Genomic DNA, 24209 nt, shown 5'->3' with positions numbered 1-24209 from the left:
GACGAGGCCAGACCACGAGAATTTGTATGCAATACGATCAGATAAAGGTCCCCACTGATGGCTGCCCCATTACGATCAACCCCGATCATTCGCTGAATGTCCCGGATTATCCGATCATTCCGTTTATCGAGGGCGACGGTATTGGGATCGATGTCACGCCGGTAATGCTGGATGTGGTGAACGCCTCTGTCGAGCGGGCGTACGGTAAGAAGCGGGCTGTACGCTGGATGCAGGTATACGCCGGTCAGGCGGCGGCCGACCTGTACGGCGACAATCAATACTTGCCGGAAGAAACACTGCACGCCTTGCGAAATTACGCGGTTTCGATCAAAGGTCCGCTAACAACGCCGATCGGCGGTGGCATGCGCTCACTCAACGTTACGATCCGGCAAAGTCTGGACTTGTTCGCCTGTGTACGGCCAATACGCTATTTTCCCGGCGTATCCACACCGATGAAAGACTCGGATCTCGTTGACATGACGGTGTTCCGCGAGAACACCGAAGACATCTACGCAGGCATTGAATTTCCGGCCGGTTCGCAGGAAGTGCAGAAGCTGATCAAATTCCTGCAAACGGAACTGGGCGTTACGGAAATCCGGTTCCCGTCGAGCTCCGGTCTGGGCATCAAGCCCGTATCCCGTGAAGGATCGGAGCGACTGGTGCGCAAGGCCATTCAGTATTGTGTTGACCGCGACCTAGGATCAGTTTCTCTGGTCCACAAGGGCAACATCATGAAATTCACCGAAGGCGCTTTTTGCCAATGGGGCTATGAGGTTGCGCGCGAGGAGTTTGGCGCTACACCCGTCGATGGCGGCACGTGGCTGACGTTCAAAAACCCGGTGACCGGACGGGACATTGTCATCAAGGATGTCATCGCAGACAACTTTCTGCAGCAAATACTGCTCCGCCCGGAGGAGTATGACGTTATCGCGACACTGAACCTTAATGGCGACTATATCTCGGATGCCCTTGCAGCACAGGTCGGTGGTATCGGCATCGCACCGGGTGCCAATATCGGTGAGGGTGTCGGTGTATTTGAAGCGACTCACGGCACAGCACCGGGTTTTGCCGGCAAGAACCGGGTTAACCCGGGCTCTCTTATCCTTTCCGCCGAGATGATGCTGCGTTACATGGGCTGGACTGAAGCGGCAGATCTGATCATCAAGGGTGTCGCGAATACCATTGCCAACAAGGAACTGACTTTTGATCTGGCCCGGCTTCGCGAAGCCATTCGGGCACCGAAACGTAAGGTTGATCCGAACGACAAAGGTGAAGTACAGGAAGAACTCGAACAGCTGATTCCGGGCGCAAAGTTACTTGGGACTCGCGGCTTTGGTCGTGCCATCATCAGTCACATGGATGATTGATTGTCGGGCAGCACAGTGACGAAGTTGTTTGATGCGAAATGCCGCGCTTGCCCGCGCCTGGCGGAATTCCTCGACAGCGTAAAGGGCAGGTACCCCGATTACTATTGCCGGCCGGTACCGCCGTTTGGCGATCCGGGGGCGCGCTTTCTGGTCGTGGGTCTTGCGCCCGGCATGCACGGTGCCAACGCGAGTGGTCGACCCTTTACCGGAGATCACGCGGGCATCCTGCTGTACGAGATGCTGCACGAGTTTGGCTTTGGCAGTCACGCCGAGTCTGTATCCACCGACGATGGCTTGACGCTCGCGAACACGCGCATTACGAATGCCGTCAAGTGTTTGCCACCTGACAACAAGCCGGTCGGTGCCGAGATCAATACCTGCAACAGTTTTCTGGCCAATGAGTTGGATACTGTGCCTGCCAATGCAGTGGTACTAGCGTTAGGTGGCATCGCGCACCGCGCCATTGTCAAAGCGCTGGGGTTACGTCAGGCTGATTACAAATTTGGCCACGCTGCAGAGCACGCACTGCCGAACCGGTTCTTGCTGCTGGATTCGTATCACTGCAGCCGATACAACACGAACACAGGCCGTTTAACAACGGAGATGTTCCGTGGCATTTTTGCCAGGGTGAAGGAGCTATTGCAGGATAAGCAGTGACGGCCGAAAGTGACAATGCATTCGATGCCAAGAGCTTCCTCAAGAGCCTGACACACAGGCCGGGCGTTTACCTGATGCGTAATGCCGGCGCTAAAGTTATCTACGTGGGCAAAGCCCGCGATCTCAAGAAGCGCGTTTCCAGCTATTTTCAGCGCAGCCATTCGCAGCCCAAGACGGCCTCGTTGATGACTCAGGTGACGGACGTCCAGGTCACGGTCACCAACACCGAGGCAGAAGCGCTGCTGCTCGAATACAACCTGATTAAAAAATACAAGCCGCGTTTCAATGTCGTACTTCGGGACGACAAGAGCTACCCGTATATCTACGTTTCGACGCAACACCCGTTTCCCCGCCTGCAGTTTCACCGTGGCCCACGCAAAGGCAAGGGACGATATTTTGGGCCTTATCCCAGCATTGTTGCCGTGCGCAAGACACTGAACGAATTGCAGAAGCTTTTTCAGGTTCGGCAGTGCCAGGACAGCTTTTTTCGCAACCGAAGCCGGCCTTGTCTGCAATACCAGATCCGTCGGTGCACGGCACCGTGTGTGGGGCTGGTGGAAGAACAGCGTTATCGGGAAGATGTTGACGCGGCGATACTATTTTTGGAAGGCAAAAACCGTAGCGTCATCGATACGTTCGTTGCGCGCATGGAGGACGCTGCTGATCGACAGGACTACGAACATGCAGCGCGTTACCGCGATCAGATCGCGCGACTACGCGAAGTGGAAGCTCAGCAACTGGTCTCACGACATTCGGCCCGTGACCTTGATGTAGTCGCCAGTGCTTCGAGCCCGGGGATTCACTGCGTAACGGTCCTCTTCATACGCAACGGCGCGGTTCTCGGCAGCCGGAACCATTTCCCGAAACTGGCCGGTGACGCTGACAGCAGCGAGATCATGAGTGGCTTTCTGGCGCAGTACTATTTGGGCCGTGAAGCGCCGCCGGAGATCGTGGTTGATGCGGTCGTCGAAGACAGTGATCTGCTGGAAAAGGAACTTAGTACGCGATCCTCACACACTGTGCAAATCCGCCACAGCGTGCGCGATCGGCGACAGCGCTGGCTCGAACTGGCTGCCACTAATGCCAGGGAAGGGCTGACCATGAAGGTCAACAGCAATGCCACTCTGCAACGACAGTTTGCGGCACTGGGTGATTTCCTGAAGCTGGAAGCGGCTCCGGAACGCATCGAGTGTTTTGATGTCAGTCACACCTCAGGTGAGGCCACCGTTGCCTCGTGTGTCGTATTCAATCAAAGCGGCGCACTAAAGAGCGACTACCGTAGATTCAATCTCGAACCGGCCGCGCCGGGCGACGACTACGGCGCTATGCGAGAAGCGCTGCGTCGTCGCTACGCGCGCATTAAGAAAGGCGAAGTCCCGATGCCTGACGTGCTGTTTGTTGATGGCGGAAAAGGGCAGTTGGCCGAAGCGACCGCCGTGCTTGCTGAGTTGGAAATTGACTGGCTGCAGGTCGTGGGAGTTGCGAAAGGCAGATCCAGAAAGCCGGGCATGGAGCAGCTTTTCTTGGCAGGTGAAAATGCGCCCTCTATACTGCCCGCTGACTCACCGGCATTGTTGTTGATTCAACAATTGCGAGATGAAGCGCACCGGTTTGCAATCACTGGACACAGGCAACGACGCGCGAAGGCCCGTACAACGTCCCGTCTTGAGGAAATCCCGGGACTGGGACCGAAACGAAGGCGAGAGTTGTTACGGCAATTTGGCGGTTTGCCCGGTGTATCGGGTGCAAGTATTGACGATCTTGCGCGTGTACACGGCATCAGCAAAGCCATGGCAGAACGGATTTATAACGATCTGCACCTGGACGGCAAAAACTAGAATATTGAAACGCCAGGAGCGTTCGTGAAACTCAATCTCGCCATCATTCTTACGTTAGTCAGAATTCTCGCCATACCTGTGGTGGTGATCTGCTTTTACAGCTCAATGCCCAATGCGCGCCCCATCGCCGGTATCGTGTTTGGTCTCGCGGCCATTACCGATTTGCTCGACGGCTACGTAGCACGGCGTTACGGACAGATATCGCGATTCGGTGAATTCCTCGATCCGGTGGCTGACAAACTGATGGTCGCGATAGTCCTGGTGCTGCTGGTGCAGAGTGATCCGCGCTCCTACGTTGATGTTATAGCCATGATCATTATCGGGCGGGAAATCACGGTGTCCGCTTTGCGCGAATGGATGGCCACGATAGGCATGCGCTCCAACGTCAAAGTCTCCTGGGGCGGAAAAGTGAAGACAACATTGCAAATGTTTGGAATCGCTTTCATGGTGTACCAGAACTATTTATTCGGTCTGGATATGTACAATCTGGGCTTCGCATTGCTGCTGGCAGCGGCCGGAATGACCCTTTGGTCCATGTACGTATACCTGCGCGCAGCATGGCCCTCAATGCAGGCAGACGACTGAATATTGTCCCAGGCCTAATTATTTGCAGACACTGCTTGACTCTGTGGGCCGCGCCGCTAAAATTGCGGCCCTTCTGCTGAAAAGCAGAACGTGTAAGGCGCGACCAAACGCCAACGGCCAGCAAGAACAAGGGCTTGCCGACTACACAGAAACATCGCGGGAATAGCTCAGTTGGTAGAGCGCAACCTTGCCAAGGTTGAGGTCGCCAGTTCGAACCTGGTTTCCCGCTCCAATAGCAAAAAGGCCCTCACGATGTGAGGGCCTTTTTTTATGGGTTGACAGGTTAATCGAAAGACCTCCGCTGACTACGCGTGTGCCACTACTGATTGAGATGGGACGCGACTGCAGGTCGTAAGCGGGCCGTTTCGGTGGCTGTCCCCAGGAAAGCCGGGCTCAGGACTATTCGTCGTGCAACGACGCTCTGTTCGGTTTGACGGCGATCGCCCCAAACGATCAGGAGTTCGTTCCCGGACACCGTCAGTTGCGGAATGGACAATGCCGGTACGTCCTCGCTGATGACGGTACGGGACAGCAGGGCGCCTTGGGTGTCCAAATGCCGCAAGACCAGCGATGCCGCGCCCGATGCGCTGCCCTGCAGGGCACTGACCAGCGCGGTTCCATTTTCGAGCAGTACCAAGCCGACACGGCCCAGCGAGTCACCGCTCAAAACGTCTACCGGTGTGCCGAACCCGTCGGCGATGGCGTCTGTTCGGGCAAATCGGACCCGCGGCCGGCCGCCTGCAGCCGTAAACCAGGCGACCGCGACGGTACGCCCCTGGTTCGCGATGACCGGGCCATTGACAGGGCAACCACTGATGACCCAGCCATCATCGGCCACGGGCTTGCCTTGCTGCCAAACGCCGTCAATCTGGCGCGAATAGTAGATATCCCGAACTTCGGCTTCAGTCCGGTTCCGGTATACGGTGATCGGGCCGTCCGGGGTCTGGATTGCGGCAGTCGGGCAACAGTCGCACACGAGGTCATCGATCAACTGCTCATCGTTAACTTGCCCGCCGGGAGCCAGAGTTGCGCCACGCAAGGTCATGCCGGAAACACTGCCCGAATGCGCATCGTGGTGGCCGCCTGTTTCGCGCCCGTCCAGCCAGACAAGGCCTGCACCTGCGGCCGCCTCATGATGGCTGACGAAGCCATGCTCTGAGTCCGTATTGTCAGTGTGCGGCGATTTCGGCTCGCTCCAGGTCTTGCCACTGTCCTGCGATACGGCATGGTAGACGTCGTAAGCGTAGCCGCCAGCCGGTCGGCCGACCAGCCAGTGTGCCGACCACAAGCTCGCAGTGGTCGCGACGACCGCCGGCCTGTCCGCCCAATTGACGAACCAGCCGCTGCCTTCGCTGACCGTCGTCGGTGCAGCCCAATGCGAATCGCGCCAGACGGAGAACCGTAGACGGTGACCCTCGTCAATTGGCTCCAACCAGCTCAAGGTAACCGTGCCATTAGCGCTTCTCTGCAGGTTGGGAGCCAGACTGCCGGCCACTGCCGGTACGTCGACGGCGAGCAAGTGAGCGTCCGGTTCTTCGGCCCAGGAGGCACGCGATAGCAGTAAAAGCAGGAGAACGGGAAGCAGGCGGAAGGTCGTCGTCGTCATCCGGCGATTATGCCTTCGATGGCTGAGCAGGGCGACAGACATTCAAAATTGATTCCAGCGCGTGGATCGCTATACTGCTCCGCCTGCTGACAAGTGTGCTATGTTCTCGCGCGCTTGAATGTTCCGGTTGCACCTGGCTAGGTGGCAGAGTGGTCATGCAGCGGCCTGCAAAGCCGCGTACGTCGGTTCGATTCCGTCCCTAGCCTCCATTTACACGCAGCCCACCCCGCCCGGGTGGCGGAATTGGTAGACGCTACGGACTTAAAATCCGTTTCTCGAAAGGGAGTGCCGGTTCGATTCCGGCTCCGGGCACCAATAAATACAAAGCGTTAGCCAGTTTCGGCCTTTCTTGTGGCGGTCGAAAGCGGACTGGCAACAGCGCGTCCTTCCAAGCTAACGTGTGCGGGAGCTCGCCGGCTTATCGGACGAGTGGTTTTGCTCCAGGTCGTTAACTGCAGCAACTTTGAATACACCGGTTTGCGCGACGTCGGTCGCTAAACTCCCAACCACAACACGATTACGTCCGTTTTGTTTAGCCGCGTAGAGTGCCTCGTCAGCCATTTGCAGGCAGCCTTCAGAACTCCGTTTGGTTCGTGACGGGTGCAGATGCGCAATGCCAATACTCACGCTAAGCTGTTTCGCCGTCGTCGAATCCAGATGTTCAATATGGCGTTCTAACACTGTCTTACGGATATTCTCGGCCAGCTCGTGCCCGAACTTTGGCGTCGCATCGTATAGCAGTACGACAAACTCTTCGCCGCCGTACCGTCCGGCAAAGTCCTGTGGCCGCTTAAGGTTTTCTTCAATTATTTCTGCAACAACTGAGATGGCATTATCGCCAGCCTGATGTCCGTAACGGTCATTAAATTTCTTGAAATGGTCGATGTCGAGCATCAGCACCGTCAGAGCCTTGTGCTCGTCTTTGGCATTGTCCCAGGCTGCGTCAAGCGCTTCGTCGAACGCGCGGCGATTGGGTAGCCCTGTTAAGGCATCGTGATTTGCTCGATAACTGAGAATACGATCTTCCAGAAAAGCAATCCGCTGGGCTTTAGAGAGATGGTAACCGCCCATGGCGCCAATGATGTTCAGGAACCCGAGGTACACCGCGTTGTATACGGTCGTCAACGTCGATGCATTGTTCAGCATCGCAGCAGTAACAAACGCCATTAGCAAAAATACACCGGTTGATATGGCGACGGGAACTCGCAGCCCCAGAAAAAAGTACACAAATACGATAATGATCTGGTAACCGGCAAACAGGCGCGGGACATCGTAGCGTGCGGAAATAGAGCCTATAAGCAATGATGTCAGACCGATCGTGATTCCTACCGCGATGCCTGCCGGTTGCAAGTATTTGCTGCCGCTGCGGGAGAAAGTCAGCCCCAGCATAAATACTACCGGCGGTAACATCACGCCAAATCGAAGCCAATTCACTTGTTGAGTGAATCCTTCGGGAAGAAACCAGTTGTCGAGCAAGGTCAACAGGCAGATAAAGACTGCGCCGATGCTGAGTTGCAAACGTAGCGAGGCGGCGTTCCTCAGTACCGAATAGGCCCGAAACTCTCTTTCCACGCGACGATTCCTGAACGTTAATCCAAAGCGTGGATTATTCAGTTCCTCGACATACGGCCGTTCCATAAAGTCTCCATTTCCCGACTCAGCAGTCGGTGGTGAGCATCGTAACGAGTCAGTACGACCATACCCGACAACTGTGTCACATTTACGCCAATTTATTGTTAAAAGGGTCGGCGCTTCCGGCATGCCCACGAAGGCCCACAGCTGATACGTCGCACTCTGTTTTTCGCTGAATTTCGCATACTTAGCTGCGAAACTTGTTTCACCTGAACGAAATTTTGTCATTGAATCTGAGCGATTCAGGGACTACCGTTTAGCGAGCCGGCCGACCAGATCCGGCATCGAAAACATGGGGGAACACGCATGGCCAGATATACTCGTCGCCAACTTCTGCAAGGGGGCGGTGCAGTCAGCATTGGCCTGTTGCCCGGTCTGGCAACTGCAACAACGGCACCGATAGCGGGATTAATGCAAAACGCGGCAGTAGCTGGACCCGCGTTGCAACGACCTGAGTACATGATCCGTGCTGGCACCAATGAGAATCCATGGGGCCCATCGCGGGTAGCGTTGCAAGCAATAAACGGCGCCATCGACCTCAGCAATAAATACGGTGGCATAAGAGACGAAATGCTCGCTCTGATGTCCTCGCTGGAAGACGTACCGGCCGATCACATCGCGATAGGCACGGGCTCCGGGGAGATCCTCAAAACCGCCGGAATGATCGCAAGCATGCAATCGGGCTCTGTTGTTTGTGCCGATCCGACCTATCAGGACCTGGTCCGTTACGCCGGCAGGGCCGGTTCGCAGATCATTCGGGTGCCGGTCGACGAAGGCCTGAACATCGATCTCGAGGCAATGGCGAAGGCCATTCGCCGCGATACGCGCCTCGTTTACATCGTGAATCCCAACAACCCCATACCATCAATCATCGAAAAGAATCGCCTGAAAAATTTCGTTGCTACGATTTCGAAGGATCGGCTGGTTTTCGTTGACGAGGCCTATCACGAGTTCGTCGACAACCCGGAATACGGTTCGATGATGGAGTTGATCCGCAATGGCAATCGCAACCTGGTGGTGGCGAGAACGGCGTCGAAAATTCACGGCCTTGCAGGGCTGCGAATCGGTTTCGCGTACGCTCACCCGGAACTGATCACTGAGATCGATGAGCGGAAGACCGGGCAGATAAACATACTGGGCATCAAGGCCGCCTACGCGAGTTACCAGGATGATGAATTTCAGAAATTCACCATTCGCAAGAACAAGGAATCGCTGGCGATCGTTGAGGGTATGTTCGAGGAACTCGGCCTGCGTTACGTGAAATCGAATGCGAATTTTTCATTCTTCCAATCAGGTATGCCTGTAGAGGAGCTCAATGCACGCTTGCGGGAGGAGGGCATCTATTCCGGTCGTCCATTCCCACCGTTCTTGAACTGGTCACGTATCAGCATGGCGAAACCGGAAGAAATGCGTTATTACGTGCAAACCTACAAGCGCTTGTTCAGCTAGACGCAGCAGAGACAGCAACACAAAATAGCCCGCGCATTGCCGGGCTATTTTTGATTTGGTGCAGCGCCTCTGCGCTGGCAACTATGGCAAAATGGCTGGCGAGGACTGACGCCTCTATCAATAACTAAGATCCGGTCGACGACTACGCTATGGCCAAACTGTATTTTTACTACTCATCTATGAACGCTGGAAAATCGACGGCGTTGCTGCAGTCCAGCTACAACTACCGCGAACGGGGCATGAATACGCTGGTTTTGGCGCCGGAGTTCGATGACCGCTACGGCGTCGGCCGGGTCACATCGCGCATAGGCCTCGAAGCGGCCGCCACGACCTTCAATCGGGCCGATAACCTCTACGACGTCATCGCCGCATGCTGTACAGACGAAGACCTGCACTGCGTGCTCATCGATGAGGCTCAATTCCTCAGTCGCGATCAGGTCCACCAACTTGGCCGCGTTTGCGATAACCTGGGAATTCCGGTGCTTGCCTACGGTTTACGCACCGATTTTCGCGGCGAACCGTTCGAAGGCAGCCAGTATCTGCTGGCCTGGTCCGACAACCTGACCGAAATCAAAGCCATTTGTCATTGTGGCCGCAAAGCGACCATGGTGTTACGTCTGGATGAAGCGGGCAAAGCTATTCGCGAGGGCTCGCAAGTCGAGATTGGCGGCAATGACCGCTACATCTCCATGTGCCGCAAGCATTTCAACTCTCAATTCTACGCAGAAGACTCCGACGAAGAATCTCAGCCAGCGGCAAAGCTCGCCTGAGCAGTACTAGTCGTCGCTATTGGCCCGTTTTCCGTCGTTTTCGGGAAGATCGAGCGAGCGGGTCGTTTCCCTTGCCAGCATGCGGCGCATGTCGTCGATACTCTTCATTATGATGGTATCGCTGAAGCTGGCGCCTTCCAGTGGTTGGTGATTGCGCGCCGCTGGATCTACAAACTTCAAACCGTGATGACCGATGGTCACGATGTCGTCGTGCACCATGATGTAGTTGGAAATCCGTTGAGAATTGACGAACGTGCCATTGGTACTGTTCAGGTCCATCAGCAACGTGGTGCCATTGTCCCGGATAAAGAGCGCGTGGTGTCGGCTGATAAACCGGCTGGCTATAGCAATTTCATTGTGCTCAGAACGGCCAATCATGATGCGCTCGCTGTCCAGCGAAATTTCACGAACGGTACGCCCCTGGTAGGTCAGGAACAGCTTCGCCGCCGCTGAATCAACGGCACTTGGCTTGGCAACCGTGCCCGCGTCACCCGTCATGGCTGGCACCACCGGCCGTTCTATGTGGTCAGCGGACAACGGGCAGGTCGTCGCGCGCGCGAGTGCAAACAGCATGATGCGATCAACAATGCCTGGCCACCCGCCTGACGCTTTGTGCACCTCCACGCATACGGATTCCGGGACTACGGCCTCAGGTGCCTCGCAGCCACCCGCAGCCAATTTGGAGTAGAGATAAATCTCGGTTTCCTGATCGTCCATACCGGCCAGATTGAATACACCGGTCAGGCGGGAGTTCAGCACTTCGAGCGTCGGCGCCTGCAACTGCGGTCGGGTTGGACGATCGTTGACCAGAATTAGTCGTACTGCAGAGTCCTGCCGCACCTTAAGAGCCGCTATTTCGCACAACACCTGCAATGTTTCGGCATGCAACGCATGGACGTTTTCAATAACAATCAAAGGGGCACGATTGACGGCAGCCTGTTGCATCGCATAGACGCGTAACATGCCGAGGGCTTCATTCATGGAACCCAGTTCGACATCGAAGCCAAAGCCATCGAGCACCTGCGCAACCAGCTGCCGTGCTGTGAGCTTGTTGCCGTTGACCACGGCGTGTGACCGATCGGCGTTCAGACTGGAGACAAATTCGTGGATAATGGTGCTCTTGCCGGACAGCGGCGGCCCTTGAAGTACGCCCAGACCCTGCGGATGTTTGAGGGTCGTGCGCAAAAACTCCAATGCAGCGAGCTGTGCGTGGTAGCTAACGACCACGAGAGGACGGCTGTGGGTACTAAAAGGTTGCAAAGACAGGCCAGCAGCCGCTAATTCCATTTCAAGAACTCAATTATTTTCAAAACTTATTTATTACTTACAGCTACTTATCGTCGCTTTTTAAAGTGCTTCATATACGTAGCAGAACCTTTATCGAGTCTACGATCCCGGCGTGTCGTTTGTAAACCGGCCCGTGAATGAGACAGTAGAACAGAAATATAGCGGAACTATCTTTTTCTTTTTTTAGATAAGTCGAATAAATGCTTAATAATATTTATAAAACTGTCTCAGTGCTGCGGTTGCTCATCGACCGTGGACGGTGTCGCCGAGGCGTAATCTCTTGACGACACTTTACTGTGGCAATGACCTGAGCCTGATACGCGGCGATCGACTGCTGTTCAAAGGCGTCAACTTTTCGCTGTCGGCCGGTGAAGCCCTCGTCATTGAAGGTGCCAATGGCTCTGGCAAGACCAGTCTGATGCGGGTACTCGCCGGATTAATGGAGGCTGATCGCGGGGAGGTGCTTTGGAAGGGCGTCTCCACGCGGAGCAATCGTCAGACTTACCGAGAACAATTACTTTGGTATGGGCACCGCACCGGCTGCAAACTCGACCTCACCCCTTTGGAAAATCTGCGGTGCGAACAGGAGCTGCGGCCAGGTAGTGAACGCGACTTGATGGATGCGTTGCAGGAACTCGGTATTGATCGACTCGCACAACTTCCCATGCGGGTCCTGTCCGCCGGGCAGCAACGCCGGGTCGCGCTGGCCCGGTTGCTGACGGGAGGCGCTCCGCTGTGGTTGCTGGACGAGCCGTTCACCAATCTGGACAAAGCCGGCATTGAGTTAATCGAGCGGTTGCTAGCGGAACATCTGGGCCGTGGCGGCATCTGTGTAATGGCCTCGCACCGTGGCGTTGCCGTCGATATTCCGCAACATTCGCTGGTGTTATCGTGATGCCGTCGCGATCAATGCCGGGACTGGTGGCAGGGTTCCTGGCGGTATTGCGTCGTGACCTGATGCTGGGCTGGAAGCGCCCTGGCGATGTGTTGAATCCATTGTTCTTTTTTGCCGTTGTGAGCACATTGTTTCCTCTCGCCATCGGCCCGGATTTGGCGCAACTACGGGCAATAGGTCCCGGCGTGGTCTGGGTAGCTGCATTGCTGGCCGCCATGTTGTCGCTGAACGCGTTATTCAGCGCCGACCACGAAGACGGCAGTCTTGAGCAACTCTTATTAAGTGCGCAACCGTTACCGTTGATGGTGCTGGCCAAGACCACCGCGCATTGGTTGCTAAGTGGCTTGCCGTTGGTCATTGTGTCGCCGCTGATTGGTTTGAGTTTCGACCTACCGGCCGCGAGCCTGATCGCCATGCCGGTCACGTTATTGCTGGGCACAATCAGCTTGAGCTTGATCGGCGCGGTAGGTGCGGCCCTGACAGTCGGTCTGAATCGCGGTACAGCCTTGCTGAGTTTGCTGGTCTTGCCGCTCGCGATGCCCGTGCTTATTTTCGGCGCGCGCAGCTCAGCCTTGGCGGCAGCCGGTGATGGCTATGCGGCAGGGGCGTATTTCCTGGGTGCCTATTGCATGTTGTCGGTAACCCTCGCACCATTCGCAGCGGCTGCGGCGCTGCGTATTAGTAACGAGTAAGAGTAAAATGTGGACTTTCTTTCATAAACTGGCGTCGCCACCTCATTTCTACCGGATCGCCGGTCTCTTTATCCCCTGGTTTGCCGTCAGTGGCATCGCACTGATGACCTATGGCGCCGTGAAAGGCTTGTTCTACGCACCGCCGGATTATCAGCAGGGCGACGCGTTCCGGATTATTTACGTGCATGTGCCCGCCGCTTACCTGTCGATGATGGCGTACTCAATCATGGCGATATCGGCAGGCGTTGGCCTGATCTGGCGCATGAAGCTGGCGCATGCCGTGGCGGCTGGGGTCGCACCCATTGGTGCGTGGTTCACGTTCCTGGCACTTATCACTGGCGCGGTATGGGGACGACCGATGTGGGGAACCTGGTGGGAGTGGGGCGATCCAAGACTGACCTCGGAACTGATTTTGCTGTTCTTATACTTCGGTTATATGGCATTGCGCGCATCGATTGACGATGGCACAAAGGCGGACCGGGCAAGCGCGGTGCTGGCATTGGTCGGCGCTGTTAACGTTCCAATTATTCATTTTTCAGTAGAGTGGTGGAGTTCATTGCATCAGGGATCAACGCTGATTCGGGCAGATGGCCCCGCGATCGCCGGGCCAATGTTGTACCCGTTGTTGACCATGATTGCTGGATTTACCTTTTTCTTTGCCGCCGTGTTGTTAATGCGGGTGCGCAGCGAAGTGCTCTACCGTGAACGACGAGCCCGATGGGTTCGGCGTTTACTGCCTGACGCAACAGGAAACGCCTGATGGAAATGCTGGCCATGGGAAAATACGGATTTTATGTATGGACGTCCTACGGTATATCCGTCGCAGTCCTGATAACGTGCGTCGTGCAGGCCAAACAGCGTCAGCGTAAGGTATTGCGAGATATTGCACGGCAAGTTCAGTTAGCGGAGTCGGAAGAATGAAACCCAGACAACAACGGATGCTCGGCGTCGGACTGGCCTTGGTCGGTGTGATTATCGCGACGGGCTTAACCCTGCGGGCATTTCAGGAAAACATGATGTTTTACGTGGAAATCAGCGACGCCAATGCAGGCAACGCGCCCACGGACAAGAACTTCCGCGTCGGTGGGCTCGTGGTTGAAAACAGCGTACGCCGCAAGAATGGCGAACTTGAAGTGCAATTTGATCTGACCGACATGGAAGACGAATTGACAGTCAGTTACAACGGCGTGCTGCCCGATCTGTTTCGTGAAGGGCAGGGAATCATAGCGCACGGCCGTTTGGACGACAGCGGCATCTTTGTGGCCGATGAAGTCCTGGCCAAGCACGACGAAAATTACATGCCGCCTGAAGTCGCGGAAACGCTGGCCAAACACGCCGCTGCGAAGAAAGCAGCCGCTGAACAGGTGGTAGTGAACGAATGATCCCGGAGATAGGTCATTTCGCGCTCATACTGGCATTGGCACTAGCCGCCTGTCAGTTCGTTTACCCGATGCTGGGGGCCTGGCGCGGCAATCCCGCGATGCTGGCAGTTGCCAGGCCAGCCGCCGTCGGTCAATTGGTGTTTGTCACCATTGCCTTCATTTGCCTGACCATCTCGTTTTTGCAAAGCGATTTCTCTGTACTGTACGTTGCGAACAATTCGCAGCTGGCGTTACCCACTATTTACAAGATATCCGCAGTGTGGGCCGCGCATGAAGGCTCGCTACTGTTATGGATACTTATACTGAGTGTCTGGACTGTCGCGGTCGCACGCTACAGCCATGCGCTGCCTGAGAAGTTCTCGGCACGTGTAATTGGCGTACTGGGCTTTCTCAGCATCGGATTCCTGTTATTCACGCTGCTAACCTCCAACCCGTTCGAGCGCCTGTTGCCCGCACCGCTAGACGGCGCAGATCTCAATCCTTTGTTGCAGGACCCCGGTCTCGCTATCCATCCGCCGATACTCTATATCGGTTACGTCGGTTTCTCAGTGGCATTCGCATTCGCTATTGCAGCGATGTTAACCGGCAATCTGGACCAGGCGTGGGCACGTTGGACACGCCCATGGACCACTTGGGCCTGGTTGTTTTTGACGGTCGGTATTTCCCTCGGCAGCTGGTGGGCATACTACGAGCTTGGCTGGGGCGGCTGGTGGTTCTGGGACCCAGTTGAGAACGCTTCCTTAATGCCCTGGCTTGCAGGAACGGCGTTGATTCATTCTCTCGCCGTAACCGAGAAGCGCGGCTTGTTCAAGAGTTGGACATTGTTGCTCGCTATTTCGGCGTTCTCCTTGAGCCTGTTGGGGACGTTCCTGGTACGTTCAGGAATCTTGGTTTCAGTGCATGCATTTGCAACGGATCCGTCCCGCGGTATTTTCATACTCGCGTTTCTCACCGTGGTTATCGGTGGTGCTCTCACCTTGTACGCCATACGGGCACCGCAACTGGATTCTCATGCCGGTTTCAAAGCACTGTCCCGAGAGACTTTCCTGCTGTTGAATAACGTGTTGCTGATCATCGCGGCAACACTTATTTTGATGGGCACGCTCGCGCCGCTCGTCGTTGAAGTGATGGGCGCGGGAAAAATTTCGGTCGGACCACCGTGGTTCGAAATTGCTGTGGCGATTCCATTGATTCCTTTGGTCCTGCTTATCGGCGTAGGCATGCATACCGCGTGGCGCCACCAAGCATGGGAACCGTTGGCCAAGCAACTTCGGTGGCCGGCGTTATTCGCGCTTGTTGCAGGCATTGCCGTTCCAACGTTTATCTATGGACGTCTGGGCGCATTGATGGCCGTCGGCTGTATTGCCGGCTTCTGGTTACTCGCCGTCTCCGTTCTGCAGCCGCTGCGCTCGATCCGTCGCAGCCCGGGGACGCCTGCGATTTCTCGTTCCATGTTGGGCATGTCAATTGCACATTTCGGTGTGGGCATATTTGTACTTGGTGTAACTATCGTGTCCTCCTTCAATTTTGAAAGTGACATGAGGATGGTTCCGGGTCAAAGCGTTGACGTTGCGGGGTATCAGTTCGAGTTGCAGAAACTGTCTGACGTCGAAGGACCGAACTACCGAGCCCTCGAAGGTCAGATCGAAGTGCGTCGCAATGGTGAATACATCACAACGCTACGACCGCAAAAACGGACTTACCTTGTGCAGCAAGAACCGATGACAGACGCTGGCATCGATGCCTCCTGGAATCGGGATTTATTTGCTGCCTTGGGCGAGCCGCTCGGCGACGGTGCCTGGAGCGTACGGCTACAGTACAAACCCCTGATACGCTTTATCTGGGCAGGCACGTTCATCATGGCCTTTGGCGGTCTCATCGCGGCGAGCGACAGGCGATACCGCCTGACGGCCAAAGAACGGGTAAAACACAGCAAAGCACTGGGAGAGCCAGCCTGATGTGGCGCTACCTCGCGCCGGTTGCCGTGTTTGCGGCTCTCATCCCCATGTTTCTGATCGGACTCAATCGGGATCCCAGCGAGCTGCCATCACCGTTTATCAATCAGCCCGCACCCGCGTTCGAGCTGACGACACTGAGTGACCCCGGGGAAACCATCAGTAACGAAGACTACCGTGGCCAAACGGTCCTGGTGAACGTGTGGGCTACCTGGTGCGTGGGTTGCCGTCAGGAACATGCCTGGCTGCTGGAATTGTCCGCGCGCAATGAAATTCCGATCTACGGCTTGAACTGGCGTGACCGACGCGAGGATGCGCTGGAGTGGATTGCCCAGCTGGGCAATCCCTACGTTGCGTCCGGCTTCGATGGCGACGGTCGGGTCGGCATCGATTGGGGCGTGTACGGCGCACCGGAGACTTTTCTTGTGGATGCCAGTGGCGTTGTCTTGCACAAACACCTAGGGCCATTAAACGAGCAGATATGGCAACGCGATTTCGTACCAAAAATCGACACGGCCAAGGCCGATCGACCGTGAGCCGGTTTGTCGCCATGCTGTGCATACTGGCTATCGGGCCGGTGTACGCGATCGATACGGGCGTTGCCTTTGACGATCCAGAACTTCAGGCACGCTACGAACACCTGATAGAGGAAGTTCGTTGCCTCAAGTGTCAGAACCAGAACCTGCGTGACTCCAACGCTTTTCTTGCCTCCGACTTGCGCCGGGAAATTCGCCGACTGCTCGCCGAAGGCAATTCTGACAACGAGATATACGACTTTCTCGTTGCCCGCTACGGCGAATTCGCACTGTACCGACCCCGCATGAGCGGCAAGACGCTGATCCTCTGGATCGCACCGGCACTGTTGCTGTTTGGCGGTGGCATTGTTGCGGTGCGCGTCGTGCGCGGTCGTATGAACCTGCCTATAGATGACGCTGACGAACTGACAGCTCGAGACAACGGATAACTCTGACGCATGACCCTCTGGATAATTTTTGCCGCCATGCTATTGGCTGGCGCATTGTTTGTTTGCTGGCCGCTGTACCGTGAACAGCGCCGTTTAAGTATCGGTTCGGCCTCTGCTGCCGTGTTGATCATGCTGATCGGTGGTGGCCTGTACACGCTCATCGGGACGCCGGGGGCGCCGTCTGGTCCGGCAGTCGAACCGTCGATGAATGAGATGGTTGCCGCACTTGAAGGACGCCTGCAGGAAAACCCGGATGACGTTGCTGGCTGGAAAATGCTCGGGCGCACGTTCATGCAAGCACAAGACTACCCGCGCGCGGTCAATGCGTTTGAGCAGGCAATGGAAAAAGAAGGCGCTAACGACGGCAATACGATTTCCGAATTGGCTGAGGCGGTCCTGTTTCGTGAGGGCGACCGGGTAGCCGGACGTTCGGCGCAATTGTTCGAGCAGGCATTGAGCGTGTCGCCAAACAACCCGAAAGCACTGTTCTACGGCGGCATCGCGGCAATCGAGCGTGGCGATAGAACTCTGGCCGCGGATCGCTGGGAAACCTTGCTCGCGCAAGCACCGCCTCCGGAGGTTCAGGACATATTGCGAACCCGCATCGCCGAGTGGCGTGGGACAGCACCAACCGACACTACCCTGGCCATCGACATTTCTGTAGCGCCGGAGGCGATGGCCGGATTAAAGCCCGATACCAGCGTTTTCGTCATTGCTCGCGATCCGCAACAACCATCGCCACCTATTGCGGCTGCACGCCGTCAATTATCCGAATTGCCAGCAACGGTGACACTCAGCAATGCCGACGCGATGATTCCCGGCCGCGTGCTATCACAATTCCAGCAACTGGAAATCATTGTACGTGCCTCGCAAAGCGGTGAACCCATTGCGCAATCCGGGGACTGGTTCGGTCAGGCAAACGTTGATACGGCGGCAGGTACCTCTGTAGAAGTTACGATAAACAGCCAGGTACCGTGATGGGTGGAGCTGCTGAATAACGACGCTCGCATAGAACCGGCCAACCAATGCTTTGCCTGCGGCGTCGATAACCCCATCGGACTGCATATCGCTTTTGCGCTGGACGAGGCGGGGCGTTGCAATGGCTTGTTCACACCCGATGCCAATCACGTCGGTTACCAGAACACTGTGCACGGCGGGATTATCTATACCGCTCTCGATGACGTAATGGCCAATGTCATGTATTTGCAGAACCGCAAGGCTCACACCGCGCGTTGCGAAATACGTTACCGGCAGCCTCTCGAAGTTGGCGAGCAGATTCAATTGCTGGGCTGGATTGAAGATGAGCGACGCCGCCGCGTGAATGTACGGGGCGAAGCTCGGCGGATTAAAGACAACACCTTGATTGCCGAGTGCGATGCGAGCTTCATGCTGATTTGAAGCACGGATCCTGGCGCTGCGGCTCCGGTGTCACGGGGCTCTGCGCAGGGCGTCTGTGCTAGCATGCCCGGGTTTTTTAGGTTGCCAGTCAGCGTTTGCCACGGAAGTCCTTATGTCTTTGCCCACGAGTCTCTCTGCCAGATTGCGTCTGCCACTTATCGGCGCGCCCATGTTCATTGTTTCGGGTCCCGAGTTGGTTATTGCGCAGTGCAAGGCCGGTATTGTCGGCAGCTTTCCCGCGCTGAATGCGCGTCCGCAGTCGCAGCTTGACGAGTGGCTAAGCCGCATAACCAGCGAACTTGCGGAGCATGCAGAGCGCAATCCCGATGAGATAACCGCACCGTTTGCCGTTAATCAGATAGTCCATCAATCGAACGATCGCTTGCAGCAGGACATCGAGGTTTGCGTCAAACACAAAGTGCCGATCGTCATTACCAGCCTGCGGCCGCCGGCCGACGTTGTGGAGGCAGTGCACAGCTATGGCGGGCTGGTTTTTCATGATGTGATTAATGTTCGACACGCCGAGAAGGCCATCGAACAGGGCGTCGATGGCATCATTGCTGTTTGTGCGGGCGCCGGTGGCCATGCGGGCACGTCCAGCCCGTTCGCCCTGGTGAAGGAAATTCGCGAATTCTTCAATGGCGTTGTGATCCTGTCGGGCAGCATGAGTTGTGGCAACGATGTTCTAGCTGCACAAGCCATCGGTGCTGATCTTGCTTACATGGGTACCCGCTTCATCGCGACCAAAGAAGCGAATGCGCCAGCGGACTACAAGAAAATGATAGTGGCCAGCAAGTCGGCTGACATCGTTTACTCCTCTCTGTTTACCGGTGTGCACGGCAGCTACCTGAAAGGCAGCATCGTCAATGCCGGGCTGGACCCTTCGCAATTGCCGGAAGGCAGTAAAGAGAAGATGAATTTCGGTAGTGGCGGATCCTCGAAAGCCAAAGCATGGCGTGATATTTGGGGTGCCGGGCAGGGCGTTGGTACCATGCACGACATACCCGGCGTTGCTGATCTGGTTGATCGACTGGAACGCGAATACCGTGCCACAGCGTCGCGACTCTGTGCATCCCGAGAGGCTTAAGTGAATCTGACAGCGCTATTGTTTGTCGGCGGCGGCGGCGCACTGGGCGCCATGTCACGCTATGGACTCACCATGATGCTGTCACGTTACGGCGGGCTGCCGTTCGGCACCTTGCTGTCCAATTTGCTCGGCTGCCTGGTCATGGGAGCGGTCTTGCAATGGTTTGCAGAATCGGACTGGGTGACTGGCACGGCGCTGGAACACGAACCACACCGACTCTTGCTGGCCGTGGGATTCTGCGGAAGTTTTACGACCTTGTCCGCGTTCGTGTACGAACTAGGCGGCATGCTGCAGCGCGATGAACAATTGGCTGCTTTCGGTTACTTACTGCTGACTCTCGGTGGCGGCTTTATGTTTTTTTACGCGGGGATACACCTGGTTCGCATGCTAAGCGCCTGAATTGTCCGGACGTTAAGGCCCGCGTCGAGTCAGCAACAGTGCCAGCCAGCCGACAATTACTGCGACAGTCCAGGCCAGAACCAAATCAAGTAACAAGCCCGTCCACAAAACCTGACCGCTCTCGTCAGGCAACGAACTGCGATAGAACGGGAATGGCAAACCCATGTATAGCGTGGCCCCGTAGCTGTCACGTAAATCCTCGTAAAAACGACTTGCGCTCCACAGGTTGCCTGCTGCAAACAGACACAGAACCACCCAGTACGACCGAGTCCGCCGCAAAGCGCTAAACCCGACGTTCATGGGTACGCTTTGCTCAATTGACCGCTAACGGCTAGCGGCTTAACCTGACTCGCTGTCATAGACGGACACCTGACGCAAAACATGGAGCTACTCGCACTCGCAGTCCCTTTCTTCGTACTCGCACTGCTCATTGAGCTCGCGTGGGACCATTGGCGTGGCAGCAAATACTACAGGCTGAACGATACGATCAACAGCCTCAGTACCGGCACCCTGAGCACCACGTTCGGTTATTTCACCCGCCTGTTGCCTCTGTGGGTGTGGGGGACTGCGTTACAACACCTGGCTCTGTTCGATATCAGCCCATCCGTATTCGATATGTCCCTGCGTGGCATTGGCCTGTGGCTGCTCGCTCTACTCGCATTTGATTTTTGCTACTACTGGTTTCACCGCTGCAGCCACGAGGTGTCGATACTGTGGGCAGCCCATGCTGTTCATCACCAGAGTGAAGACTACAATCTGTCGACAGCGTTGCGACAAACGAGTACCGGCTTTCTGTTTGGCTGGCTGTTTTATTTGCCGCTATTCTTAATCGGCATTCCTTTAGAGGTCGTGTTAACGGTCAACGCCATTGATCTGATCTACCAGTTCTGGGTACACACGCAGCATATCGGTAAGCTCGGCTGGCTTGATCGGGTATTCATTACGCCATCGAATCATCGCGTGCATCACGCTCAGAACGAGGTCTATATTGATCGCAACTACGGTGGCATCCTCATTCTGTGGGATCGCATGTTCGGTTCATACCAAGAAGAGCTGGAGAGCGAACCGGTGGTCTTCGGTGTCCGCAAGCCGCTTGCGAGCTGGAATCCGTTCTATGCCAATTGGCAAGTCTACGAATACTTGTGGTTTGACACAGCGAGGACCAAACGCTGGCGCGACAAATTGGGTGTTTGGTTCCGGCGCACCGGGTGGCGGCCTGACGACGTCGTGACCAAATACCCGCGTCCGTCATCCGACATTGCGAGTTTCCGCAAATTTGACCCGCCGTTGCCCGCTGGCGTTCAACAATACCTGGTAATACAGCTGGGCTTTTCGGTCATCGCGGTACTTTTGATCGGCACGGCGTTTGCTCAATTTGGTGCAAGCAGTGTCGTTGTTCCCTGTGCAATGCTGTGGATACAACTCTACGGTCTGGGCCTGATGAACGAACGACGAACTTATGCCCGCCGGTTCGAGTTGGTGCGAATGCTACTGGTCGTACCGCTGTTGCTGGTCTGCCTCCACACAGTCGCGCTACTACCCGTTGATACGATGAGTAGCCTGATTGCGTATGGCATGTACACGGTCATTTCACTGACGTCACTTGGCTATGCGAAGTACGAACCACTGGAGCGTGCTGTCGATGCCACGTAAGCAGTTCAGTGCGGCAGAGGCCCGCCGGCTGGCTATTGCCGCGCAAGGCTTCGATCGAGCAAGGCCTGCCACGGTCAACGCCGGGCATGTGCGCCGGGTAGTCGATCGACTCGGTTTGTTACAGCTCGACTTCGTCAACGTGCTGGTTCCAGCGCACCAGCTTATTCCGTACTCCCGCCTGGGCGCCTACTCACCGGCAACCTTTGAACGCGCGGTGTACGACAGCGGCAACTTCACGGAGCAATGGGCTCATGAAGCTTGCATAGTCCCGGTGAGTAGCTGGCCATTGCTCGCACATCGTCGGGCTGCATTTCGGCAGACGCACAACACGCCATTGTTCCGCATGCGCGATCACCAGAAATACCTTGCTGATGTCCTGGCGCAGGTGCAGGAGCAGGGCGCGGTCACTGCAAACGACCTGCCACCCGTCCCGGCTCCCCGACGTAAGGCAGGCGATTGGCACCGGTCAATTCCCCGTTGGGCACTGGAACACCACTTCGGGCGTGGCGATTTGGCCGTCAGTCACAGGCTCACAAATTTCCAACGTGTCTACGACCTGCCGGAAAGACTGATTGACTCTGCATACAGGAAGACTGACTACACTCCGGCAGAAGCACAACGACATTTGCTCTCCCGAGCCGCACATTCTTTGGGTATCGCAACGAGTCGCGACCTGGCCGATTATTTTCGAATGAAGCCTGCAGACTGCAAGCCACACCTGGATGAACTGAGGGATGAGGGTGTTATCTCAGCAGTCAACGTTGAAGGTTGGCCGGAGCCTGCCTGGCTGCACAAGGACGCGCGACTGCCACAATCTATAACAACCAATGCTTTGTTATCGCCTTTTGATCCACTGGTCTGGTATCGCCCGCGTACCGAGCGAATGTTCGACTTTCATTACCGCATTGAAATTTACGTGCCGGAAAGCAAACGCCGCTGGGGCTATTACGTTTTGCCATTTTTATGCGACGACAGGATCGTCGCGAGAGTCGATCTCAAGGCAGACCGCAAAGCGCGATGCTTGCTCGTGCGTGCGACGCACGGAGAGGACGGCATCATTCCGGAGAAAGCGGCAGAACGGCTCGCGGTGGAACTGCGCGGCATAGTCAACTGGCTGGAACTGCACACGATCAAGGTGAGCCGCAAAGGCAATCTGGCTGCCGCATTGCGGCAGGCCGTAGTGGCTTCAGGGTGAGGGGCTGCGACTGTACTCATCGATAACCTGTTCGATGGCATTGCTGCATACCTGGCAAAAGCCCGGAGTTCGCGTAAACATCACGCAATTCAGCTCGGAACGGTAGTAACCAGCCGCCTGATAATTCGCACCTTCGAAAGCGCCGATCGTATTACGATACTTTGCTGCCGAGAACAGCTGCTCTTCAAACTGCCGGTTGTCAGCAAACAACTTGTTCATGGCCGATTCCGGCGCATTGTCGCGCCGTAACGCTGCTCTTATCTCCTGATAGGCAAGCGAGTGTTGCTCGTATTCTTCCTTGGGCCAGGGAGTCGGTATTGGGGTCTCTGAGCTCATAAGATGCCGCCACTTGAGCTGGCCATCGCCAATGGTTGCGGTCACGTTCGGCTCATAAGGTTCAACCAGCACCTGCGGGGATTCGTAGGCCACAGAGCTGGTGTAGTACTCGTCAGCCAGCCCGGCAAAATGGTGTCCAAACTCGTGCACGAACAAATAGTCCGCCCACTCGTTGTTCGCTGCTGCCGTGCTGTACAGGCCGTAAATCCCGCCGCCACCATAGGTATCGGTATTGGTGAGAATTTCTATGAAGTCGTACGACGCTGACGAAATAATTTCCCGAATCTCGCGGTTGTCATAGGTCAGTATGTAACGCTCGCTACGAAATGCGTCGTAAGTCGCACCGAACGGACTGTCGCGATACGTCCCGGTCGACGGTCTGGAGACACCGGACTCTGCGGCTGCGGGTGCCAGAGCCCAGACATTGAAATCACTTCTACGCTCGCGAAACGGACTGCTCGAAAAAAGTGCCTCGGTAAGCTCGTGCGCTTTGGCAATGAATGCCTCGTGTTCGTCCGCACGGTAGCCGTCGCCAAGCAACAGCAGGTCCACCTTGATTGCGGGATCGCCGCTGTTCTGGATGGCAACGACCTGAGACTGATAGGCGGCGGATTCGTTGTGTACAAGGTAGTCGTCCGGATCTATCCGAACACGCCATACTTCACGGAACGCATTGTTCGCATCGCGTTTGCGCATGACGAGATCGACCTCAGCGTCGGGTTCCGGAAAACGCACGGACTCGTGAAACGTACGGTGCATCGATCGGGCTTCCCCGGTAGTTTCCCATTCACCATAAATACTGCTGAAGCTGCGGCTGTACATCAGTTCGTCAGCGACGCTGCGAATCTGAAACTCGTATTTCCCGCGTTGCGTACTGTCAATTGGTTGCGCGGGGTTACCGGGGAAGGTAAGGGGTTCCCGTACGACGCGATCCAGACTGAAAATCTCCGTCTGGATGTCGCCACTGTGATAGTAATCAACGCGCAACGTGCGGGGTTCAGCAGCGAATACGGAGCCCTGCAACAAGAGCAACAGCACAGCCAGTGTTAGTCGCATCGGGGT

At 56.0% G+C, this 24209-nt stretch carries 25 protein-coding genes and 3 tRNA genes; 23 read left to right on the top strand and 5 right to left on the bottom strand.

Going from position 1 to position 24209, the window contains the following annotated elements; all coding sequences use genetic code 11:
- Positions 1-26: 26 nt before the first annotated feature.
- From icd to AC0L8N_RS18170, 5 genes are all read left to right on the top strand, one after another.
- Positions 27-1367 carry an NADP-dependent isocitrate dehydrogenase gene (gene icd / locus AC0L8N_RS18190; RefSeq protein WP_473669750.1) on the top strand — a complete coding sequence of 447 codons (1341 nt, stop codon included), beginning with the start codon at positions 27-29 and terminating at the stop codon, positions 1365-1367.
- Positions 1368-1391: 24 nt separating this feature from the next.
- Positions 1392-2024, top strand: a complete 633-nt coding sequence (locus tag AC0L8N_RS18185) for a uracil-DNA glycosylase (protein WP_473670235.1) — start codon at positions 1392-1394, stop codon at positions 2022-2024.
- Positions 2021-3862 carry an excinuclease ABC subunit UvrC gene (gene uvrC, locus AC0L8N_RS18180; protein ID WP_473669748.1) on the top strand — a complete coding sequence of 614 codons (1842 nt, stop codon included), beginning with the start codon at positions 2021-2023 and terminating at the stop codon, positions 3860-3862. The genes AC0L8N_RS18185 and uvrC overlap by 4 nt, the downstream gene beginning before the upstream one ends.
- Positions 3863-3886: 24 nt before the next feature.
- A complete protein-coding gene (pgsA, locus tag AC0L8N_RS18175) occupies positions 3887-4447 on the top strand; it encodes a CDP-diacylglycerol--glycerol-3-phosphate 3-phosphatidyltransferase (RefSeq protein WP_473669746.1) in 561 nt (186 codons plus the stop codon).
- A 156-nt stretch (positions 4448-4603) separates the two neighbouring features.
- Positions 4604-4679, top strand: a tRNA-Gly gene (locus tag AC0L8N_RS18170).
- A gap of 87 nt (positions 4680-4766) precedes the next feature.
- Here the strand turns inward: AC0L8N_RS18170 and AC0L8N_RS18165 are convergent.
- Complete coding sequence (locus AC0L8N_RS18165; RefSeq protein ID WP_473669744.1) at positions 4767-6053, bottom strand: sialidase family protein; 1287 nt, start codon at positions 6051-6053, stop codon at positions 4767-4769.
- Between the two features lie 135 nt (positions 6054-6188).
- Here AC0L8N_RS18165 and AC0L8N_RS18160 point away from each other — a divergent pair.
- Both AC0L8N_RS18160 and AC0L8N_RS18155 read left to right on the top strand, forming a co-directional pair.
- Positions 6189-6262 (top strand) — tRNA-Cys (locus AC0L8N_RS18160).
- Between the two features lie 19 nt (positions 6263-6281).
- Positions 6282-6368: transfer RNA gene (locus AC0L8N_RS18155), tRNA-Leu, on the top strand.
- 78 nt (positions 6369-6446) lie between these two features.
- Here AC0L8N_RS18155 and AC0L8N_RS18150 read toward each other — a convergent pair.
- On the bottom strand, positions 6447-7913 hold the full coding sequence (locus AC0L8N_RS18150; protein WP_473669742.1) for a GGDEF domain-containing protein: 1467 nt from the start codon (positions 7911-7913) through the stop codon (positions 6447-6449).
- 78 nt (positions 7914-7991) lie between these two features.
- Here AC0L8N_RS18150 and AC0L8N_RS18145 point away from each other — a divergent pair, with 78 nt between their 5' ends.
- Together AC0L8N_RS18145 and AC0L8N_RS18140 are read left to right on the top strand one after the other, a co-directional pair.
- Positions 7992-9134, top strand: a complete 1143-nt coding sequence (locus AC0L8N_RS18145; protein WP_473669740.1) for a pyridoxal phosphate-dependent aminotransferase — start codon at positions 7992-7994, stop codon at positions 9132-9134.
- Between the two features lie 149 nt (positions 9135-9283).
- A complete protein-coding gene (locus tag AC0L8N_RS18140) occupies positions 9284-9904 on the top strand; it encodes a thymidine kinase (RefSeq protein WP_473669738.1) in 621 nt (206 codons plus the stop codon).
- Between the two features lie 6 nt (positions 9905-9910).
- Here AC0L8N_RS18140 and AC0L8N_RS18135 read toward each other — a convergent pair whose 3' ends face one another.
- The gene (locus AC0L8N_RS18135) at positions 9911-11191 is read right to left on the bottom strand and encodes an FHA domain-containing protein (protein WP_473669736.1); all 1281 of its coding nucleotides are present in this window, start codon (positions 11189-11191) and stop codon (positions 9911-9913) included.
- Positions 11192-11471: 280 nt separating this feature from the next.
- Here AC0L8N_RS18135 and ccmA point away from each other — a divergent pair, with 280 nt between their 5' ends.
- The 12 genes from ccmA (at position 11472) to AC0L8N_RS18075 (ending at position 19963) form a co-directional block, all read left to right on the top strand.
- A complete protein-coding gene (gene ccmA / locus AC0L8N_RS18130; RefSeq protein WP_473669734.1) occupies positions 11472-12086 on the top strand; it encodes a cytochrome c biogenesis heme-transporting ATPase CcmA in 615 nt (204 codons plus the stop codon).
- Positions 12086-12778 (top strand): heme exporter protein CcmB, encoded by a 693-nt coding sequence (gene ccmB, locus AC0L8N_RS18125; RefSeq protein WP_473669732.1) that lies wholly within the window; start codon positions 12086-12088, stop codon positions 12776-12778. The genes ccmA and ccmB overlap by 1 nt, the downstream gene beginning before the upstream one ends.
- A gap of 7 nt (positions 12779-12785) precedes the next feature.
- A complete protein-coding gene (locus AC0L8N_RS18120; RefSeq protein ID WP_473669730.1) occupies positions 12786-13538 on the top strand; it encodes a heme ABC transporter permease in 753 nt (250 codons plus the stop codon).
- Positions 13538-13699, top strand: a complete 162-nt coding sequence (gene ccmD / locus AC0L8N_RS18115; RefSeq protein ID WP_473669728.1) for a heme exporter protein CcmD — start codon at positions 13538-13540, stop codon at positions 13697-13699. The genes AC0L8N_RS18120 and ccmD overlap by 1 nt, the downstream gene beginning before the upstream one ends.
- Positions 13696-14160 (top strand): cytochrome c maturation protein CcmE, encoded by a 465-nt coding sequence (gene ccmE / locus AC0L8N_RS18110; RefSeq protein ID WP_473669726.1) that lies wholly within the window; start codon positions 13696-13698, stop codon positions 14158-14160. Before ccmD ends, ccmE begins: the two co-directional genes overlap by 4 nt.
- Positions 14157-16118 (top strand): heme lyase CcmF/NrfE family subunit, encoded by a 1962-nt coding sequence (locus tag AC0L8N_RS18105; protein ID WP_473669724.1) that lies wholly within the window; start codon positions 14157-14159, stop codon positions 16116-16118. The genes ccmE and AC0L8N_RS18105 overlap by 4 nt, the downstream gene beginning before the upstream one ends.
- Entirely contained in the window at positions 16118-16651 is a 534-nt protein-coding gene (locus AC0L8N_RS18100; protein ID WP_473669722.1) for a DsbE family thiol:disulfide interchange protein, read from the top strand. Before AC0L8N_RS18105 ends, AC0L8N_RS18100 begins: the two co-directional genes overlap by 1 nt.
- A complete protein-coding gene (locus tag AC0L8N_RS18095; protein WP_473669720.1) occupies positions 16648-17079 on the top strand; it encodes a cytochrome c-type biogenesis protein in 432 nt (143 codons plus the stop codon). Before AC0L8N_RS18100 ends, AC0L8N_RS18095 begins: the two co-directional genes overlap by 4 nt.
- A 9-nt stretch (positions 17080-17088) precedes the next feature.
- Positions 17089-18057, top strand: a complete 969-nt coding sequence (locus AC0L8N_RS18090; protein ID WP_473669718.1) for a tetratricopeptide repeat protein — start codon at positions 17089-17091, stop codon at positions 18055-18057.
- Between the two features lie 3 nt (positions 18058-18060).
- Entirely contained in the window at positions 18061-18477 is a 417-nt protein-coding gene (locus AC0L8N_RS18085) for a PaaI family thioesterase (RefSeq protein ID WP_473669716.1), read from the top strand.
- 112 nt (positions 18478-18589) lie between these two features.
- Complete coding sequence (locus AC0L8N_RS18080) at positions 18590-19564, top strand: NAD(P)H-dependent flavin oxidoreductase (RefSeq protein ID WP_473669714.1); 975 nt, start codon at positions 18590-18592, stop codon at positions 19562-19564.
- The gene (locus AC0L8N_RS18075; protein ID WP_473669712.1) at positions 19565-19963 is read left to right on the top strand and encodes a fluoride efflux transporter FluC; all 399 of its coding nucleotides are present in this window, start codon (positions 19565-19567) and stop codon (positions 19961-19963) included. It begins immediately after the preceding gene.
- A gap of 12 nt (positions 19964-19975) precedes the next feature.
- Here AC0L8N_RS18075 and AC0L8N_RS18070 read toward each other — a convergent pair whose 3' ends face one another.
- Positions 19976-20242 (bottom strand): hypothetical protein, encoded by a 267-nt coding sequence (locus tag AC0L8N_RS18070; protein ID WP_473669710.1) that lies wholly within the window; start codon positions 20240-20242, stop codon positions 19976-19978.
- A gap of 102 nt (positions 20243-20344) precedes the next feature.
- Here AC0L8N_RS18070 and AC0L8N_RS18065 point away from each other — a divergent pair, with 102 nt between their 5' ends.
- Complete coding sequence (locus tag AC0L8N_RS18065) at positions 20345-21616, top strand: sterol desaturase family protein (protein WP_473669708.1); 1272 nt, start codon at positions 20345-20347, stop codon at positions 21614-21616.
- The gene (locus tag AC0L8N_RS18060) at positions 21606-22811 is read left to right on the top strand and encodes a winged helix-turn-helix domain-containing protein (protein ID WP_473669706.1); all 1206 of its coding nucleotides are present in this window, start codon (positions 21606-21608) and stop codon (positions 22809-22811) included. The genes AC0L8N_RS18065 and AC0L8N_RS18060 overlap by 11 nt, the downstream gene beginning before the upstream one ends.
- Here AC0L8N_RS18060 and AC0L8N_RS18055 read toward each other — a convergent pair.
- Complete coding sequence (locus AC0L8N_RS18055) at positions 22803-24203, bottom strand: M64 family metallopeptidase (protein ID WP_473669704.1); 1401 nt, start codon at positions 24201-24203, stop codon at positions 22803-22805. The genes AC0L8N_RS18060 and AC0L8N_RS18055 overlap by 9 nt on opposite strands.
- Positions 24204-24209 lie beyond the last annotated feature (6 nt).

It is taken from the genome of Woeseia sp. D3-10, assembly GCF_055809415.1.
The sequence above is the reverse complement of the archived record's forward strand: the minus strand, read 5'-3'. Positions and strand labels throughout refer to the sequence as shown.

Excerpts from the sequence above, each read along its gene's own strand:
- AC0L8N_RS18055 (WP_473669704.1), bottom strand. The coding sequence starts at position 24,203 with ATGCGACTAACACTGGCTGTGCTGTTGCTCTTGTTGCAGGGCTCCGTA.
- ccmD (WP_473669728.1), top strand. The coding sequence starts at position 13,538 with ATGGAAATGCTGGCCATGGGAAAATACGGATTTTATGTATGGACGTCC.
- AC0L8N_RS18135 (WP_473669736.1), bottom strand. The coding sequence starts at position 11,191 with ATGGAATTAGCGGCTGCTGGCCTGTCTTTGCAACCTTTTAGTACCCAC.
- AC0L8N_RS18105 (WP_473669724.1), top strand. The coding sequence starts at position 14,157 with ATGATCCCGGAGATAGGTCATTTCGCGCTCATACTGGCATTGGCACTA.
- ccmB (WP_473669732.1), top strand. The coding sequence starts at position 12,086 with ATGCCGTCGCGATCAATGCCGGGACTGGTGGCAGGGTTCCTGGCGGTA.
- AC0L8N_RS18145 (WP_473669740.1), top strand. The coding sequence starts at position 7,992 with ATGGCCAGATATACTCGTCGCCAACTTCTGCAAGGGGGCGGTGCAGTC.
- AC0L8N_RS18100 (WP_473669722.1), top strand. The coding sequence starts at position 16,118 with ATGTGGCGCTACCTCGCGCCGGTTGCCGTGTTTGCGGCTCTCATCCCC.
- icd (WP_473669750.1), top strand. The coding sequence starts at position 27 with ATGCAATACGATCAGATAAAGGTCCCCACTGATGGCTGCCCCATTACG.
- ccmE (WP_473669726.1), top strand. The coding sequence starts at position 13,696 with ATGAAACCCAGACAACAACGGATGCTCGGCGTCGGACTGGCCTTGGTC.
- AC0L8N_RS18080 (WP_473669714.1), top strand. The coding sequence starts at position 18,590 with ATGTCTTTGCCCACGAGTCTCTCTGCCAGATTGCGTCTGCCACTTATC.
- AC0L8N_RS18090 (WP_473669718.1), top strand. The coding sequence starts at position 17,089 with ATGACCCTCTGGATAATTTTTGCCGCCATGCTATTGGCTGGCGCATTG.
- AC0L8N_RS18140 (WP_473669738.1), top strand. The coding sequence starts at position 9,284 with ATGGCCAAACTGTATTTTTACTACTCATCTATGAACGCTGGAAAATCG.
- AC0L8N_RS18150 (WP_473669742.1), bottom strand. The coding sequence starts at position 7,913 with ATGACAAAATTTCGTTCAGGTGAAACAAGTTTCGCAGCTAAGTATGCG.
- AC0L8N_RS18120 (WP_473669730.1), top strand. The coding sequence starts at position 12,786 with ATGTGGACTTTCTTTCATAAACTGGCGTCGCCACCTCATTTCTACCGG.
- AC0L8N_RS18065 (WP_473669708.1), top strand. The coding sequence starts at position 20,345 with ATGGAGCTACTCGCACTCGCAGTCCCTTTCTTCGTACTCGCACTGCTC.
- AC0L8N_RS18060 (WP_473669706.1), top strand. The coding sequence starts at position 21,606 with ATGCCACGTAAGCAGTTCAGTGCGGCAGAGGCCCGCCGGCTGGCTATT.
- AC0L8N_RS18165 (WP_473669744.1), bottom strand. The coding sequence starts at position 6,053 with ATGACGACGACGACCTTCCGCCTGCTTCCCGTTCTCCTGCTTTTACTG.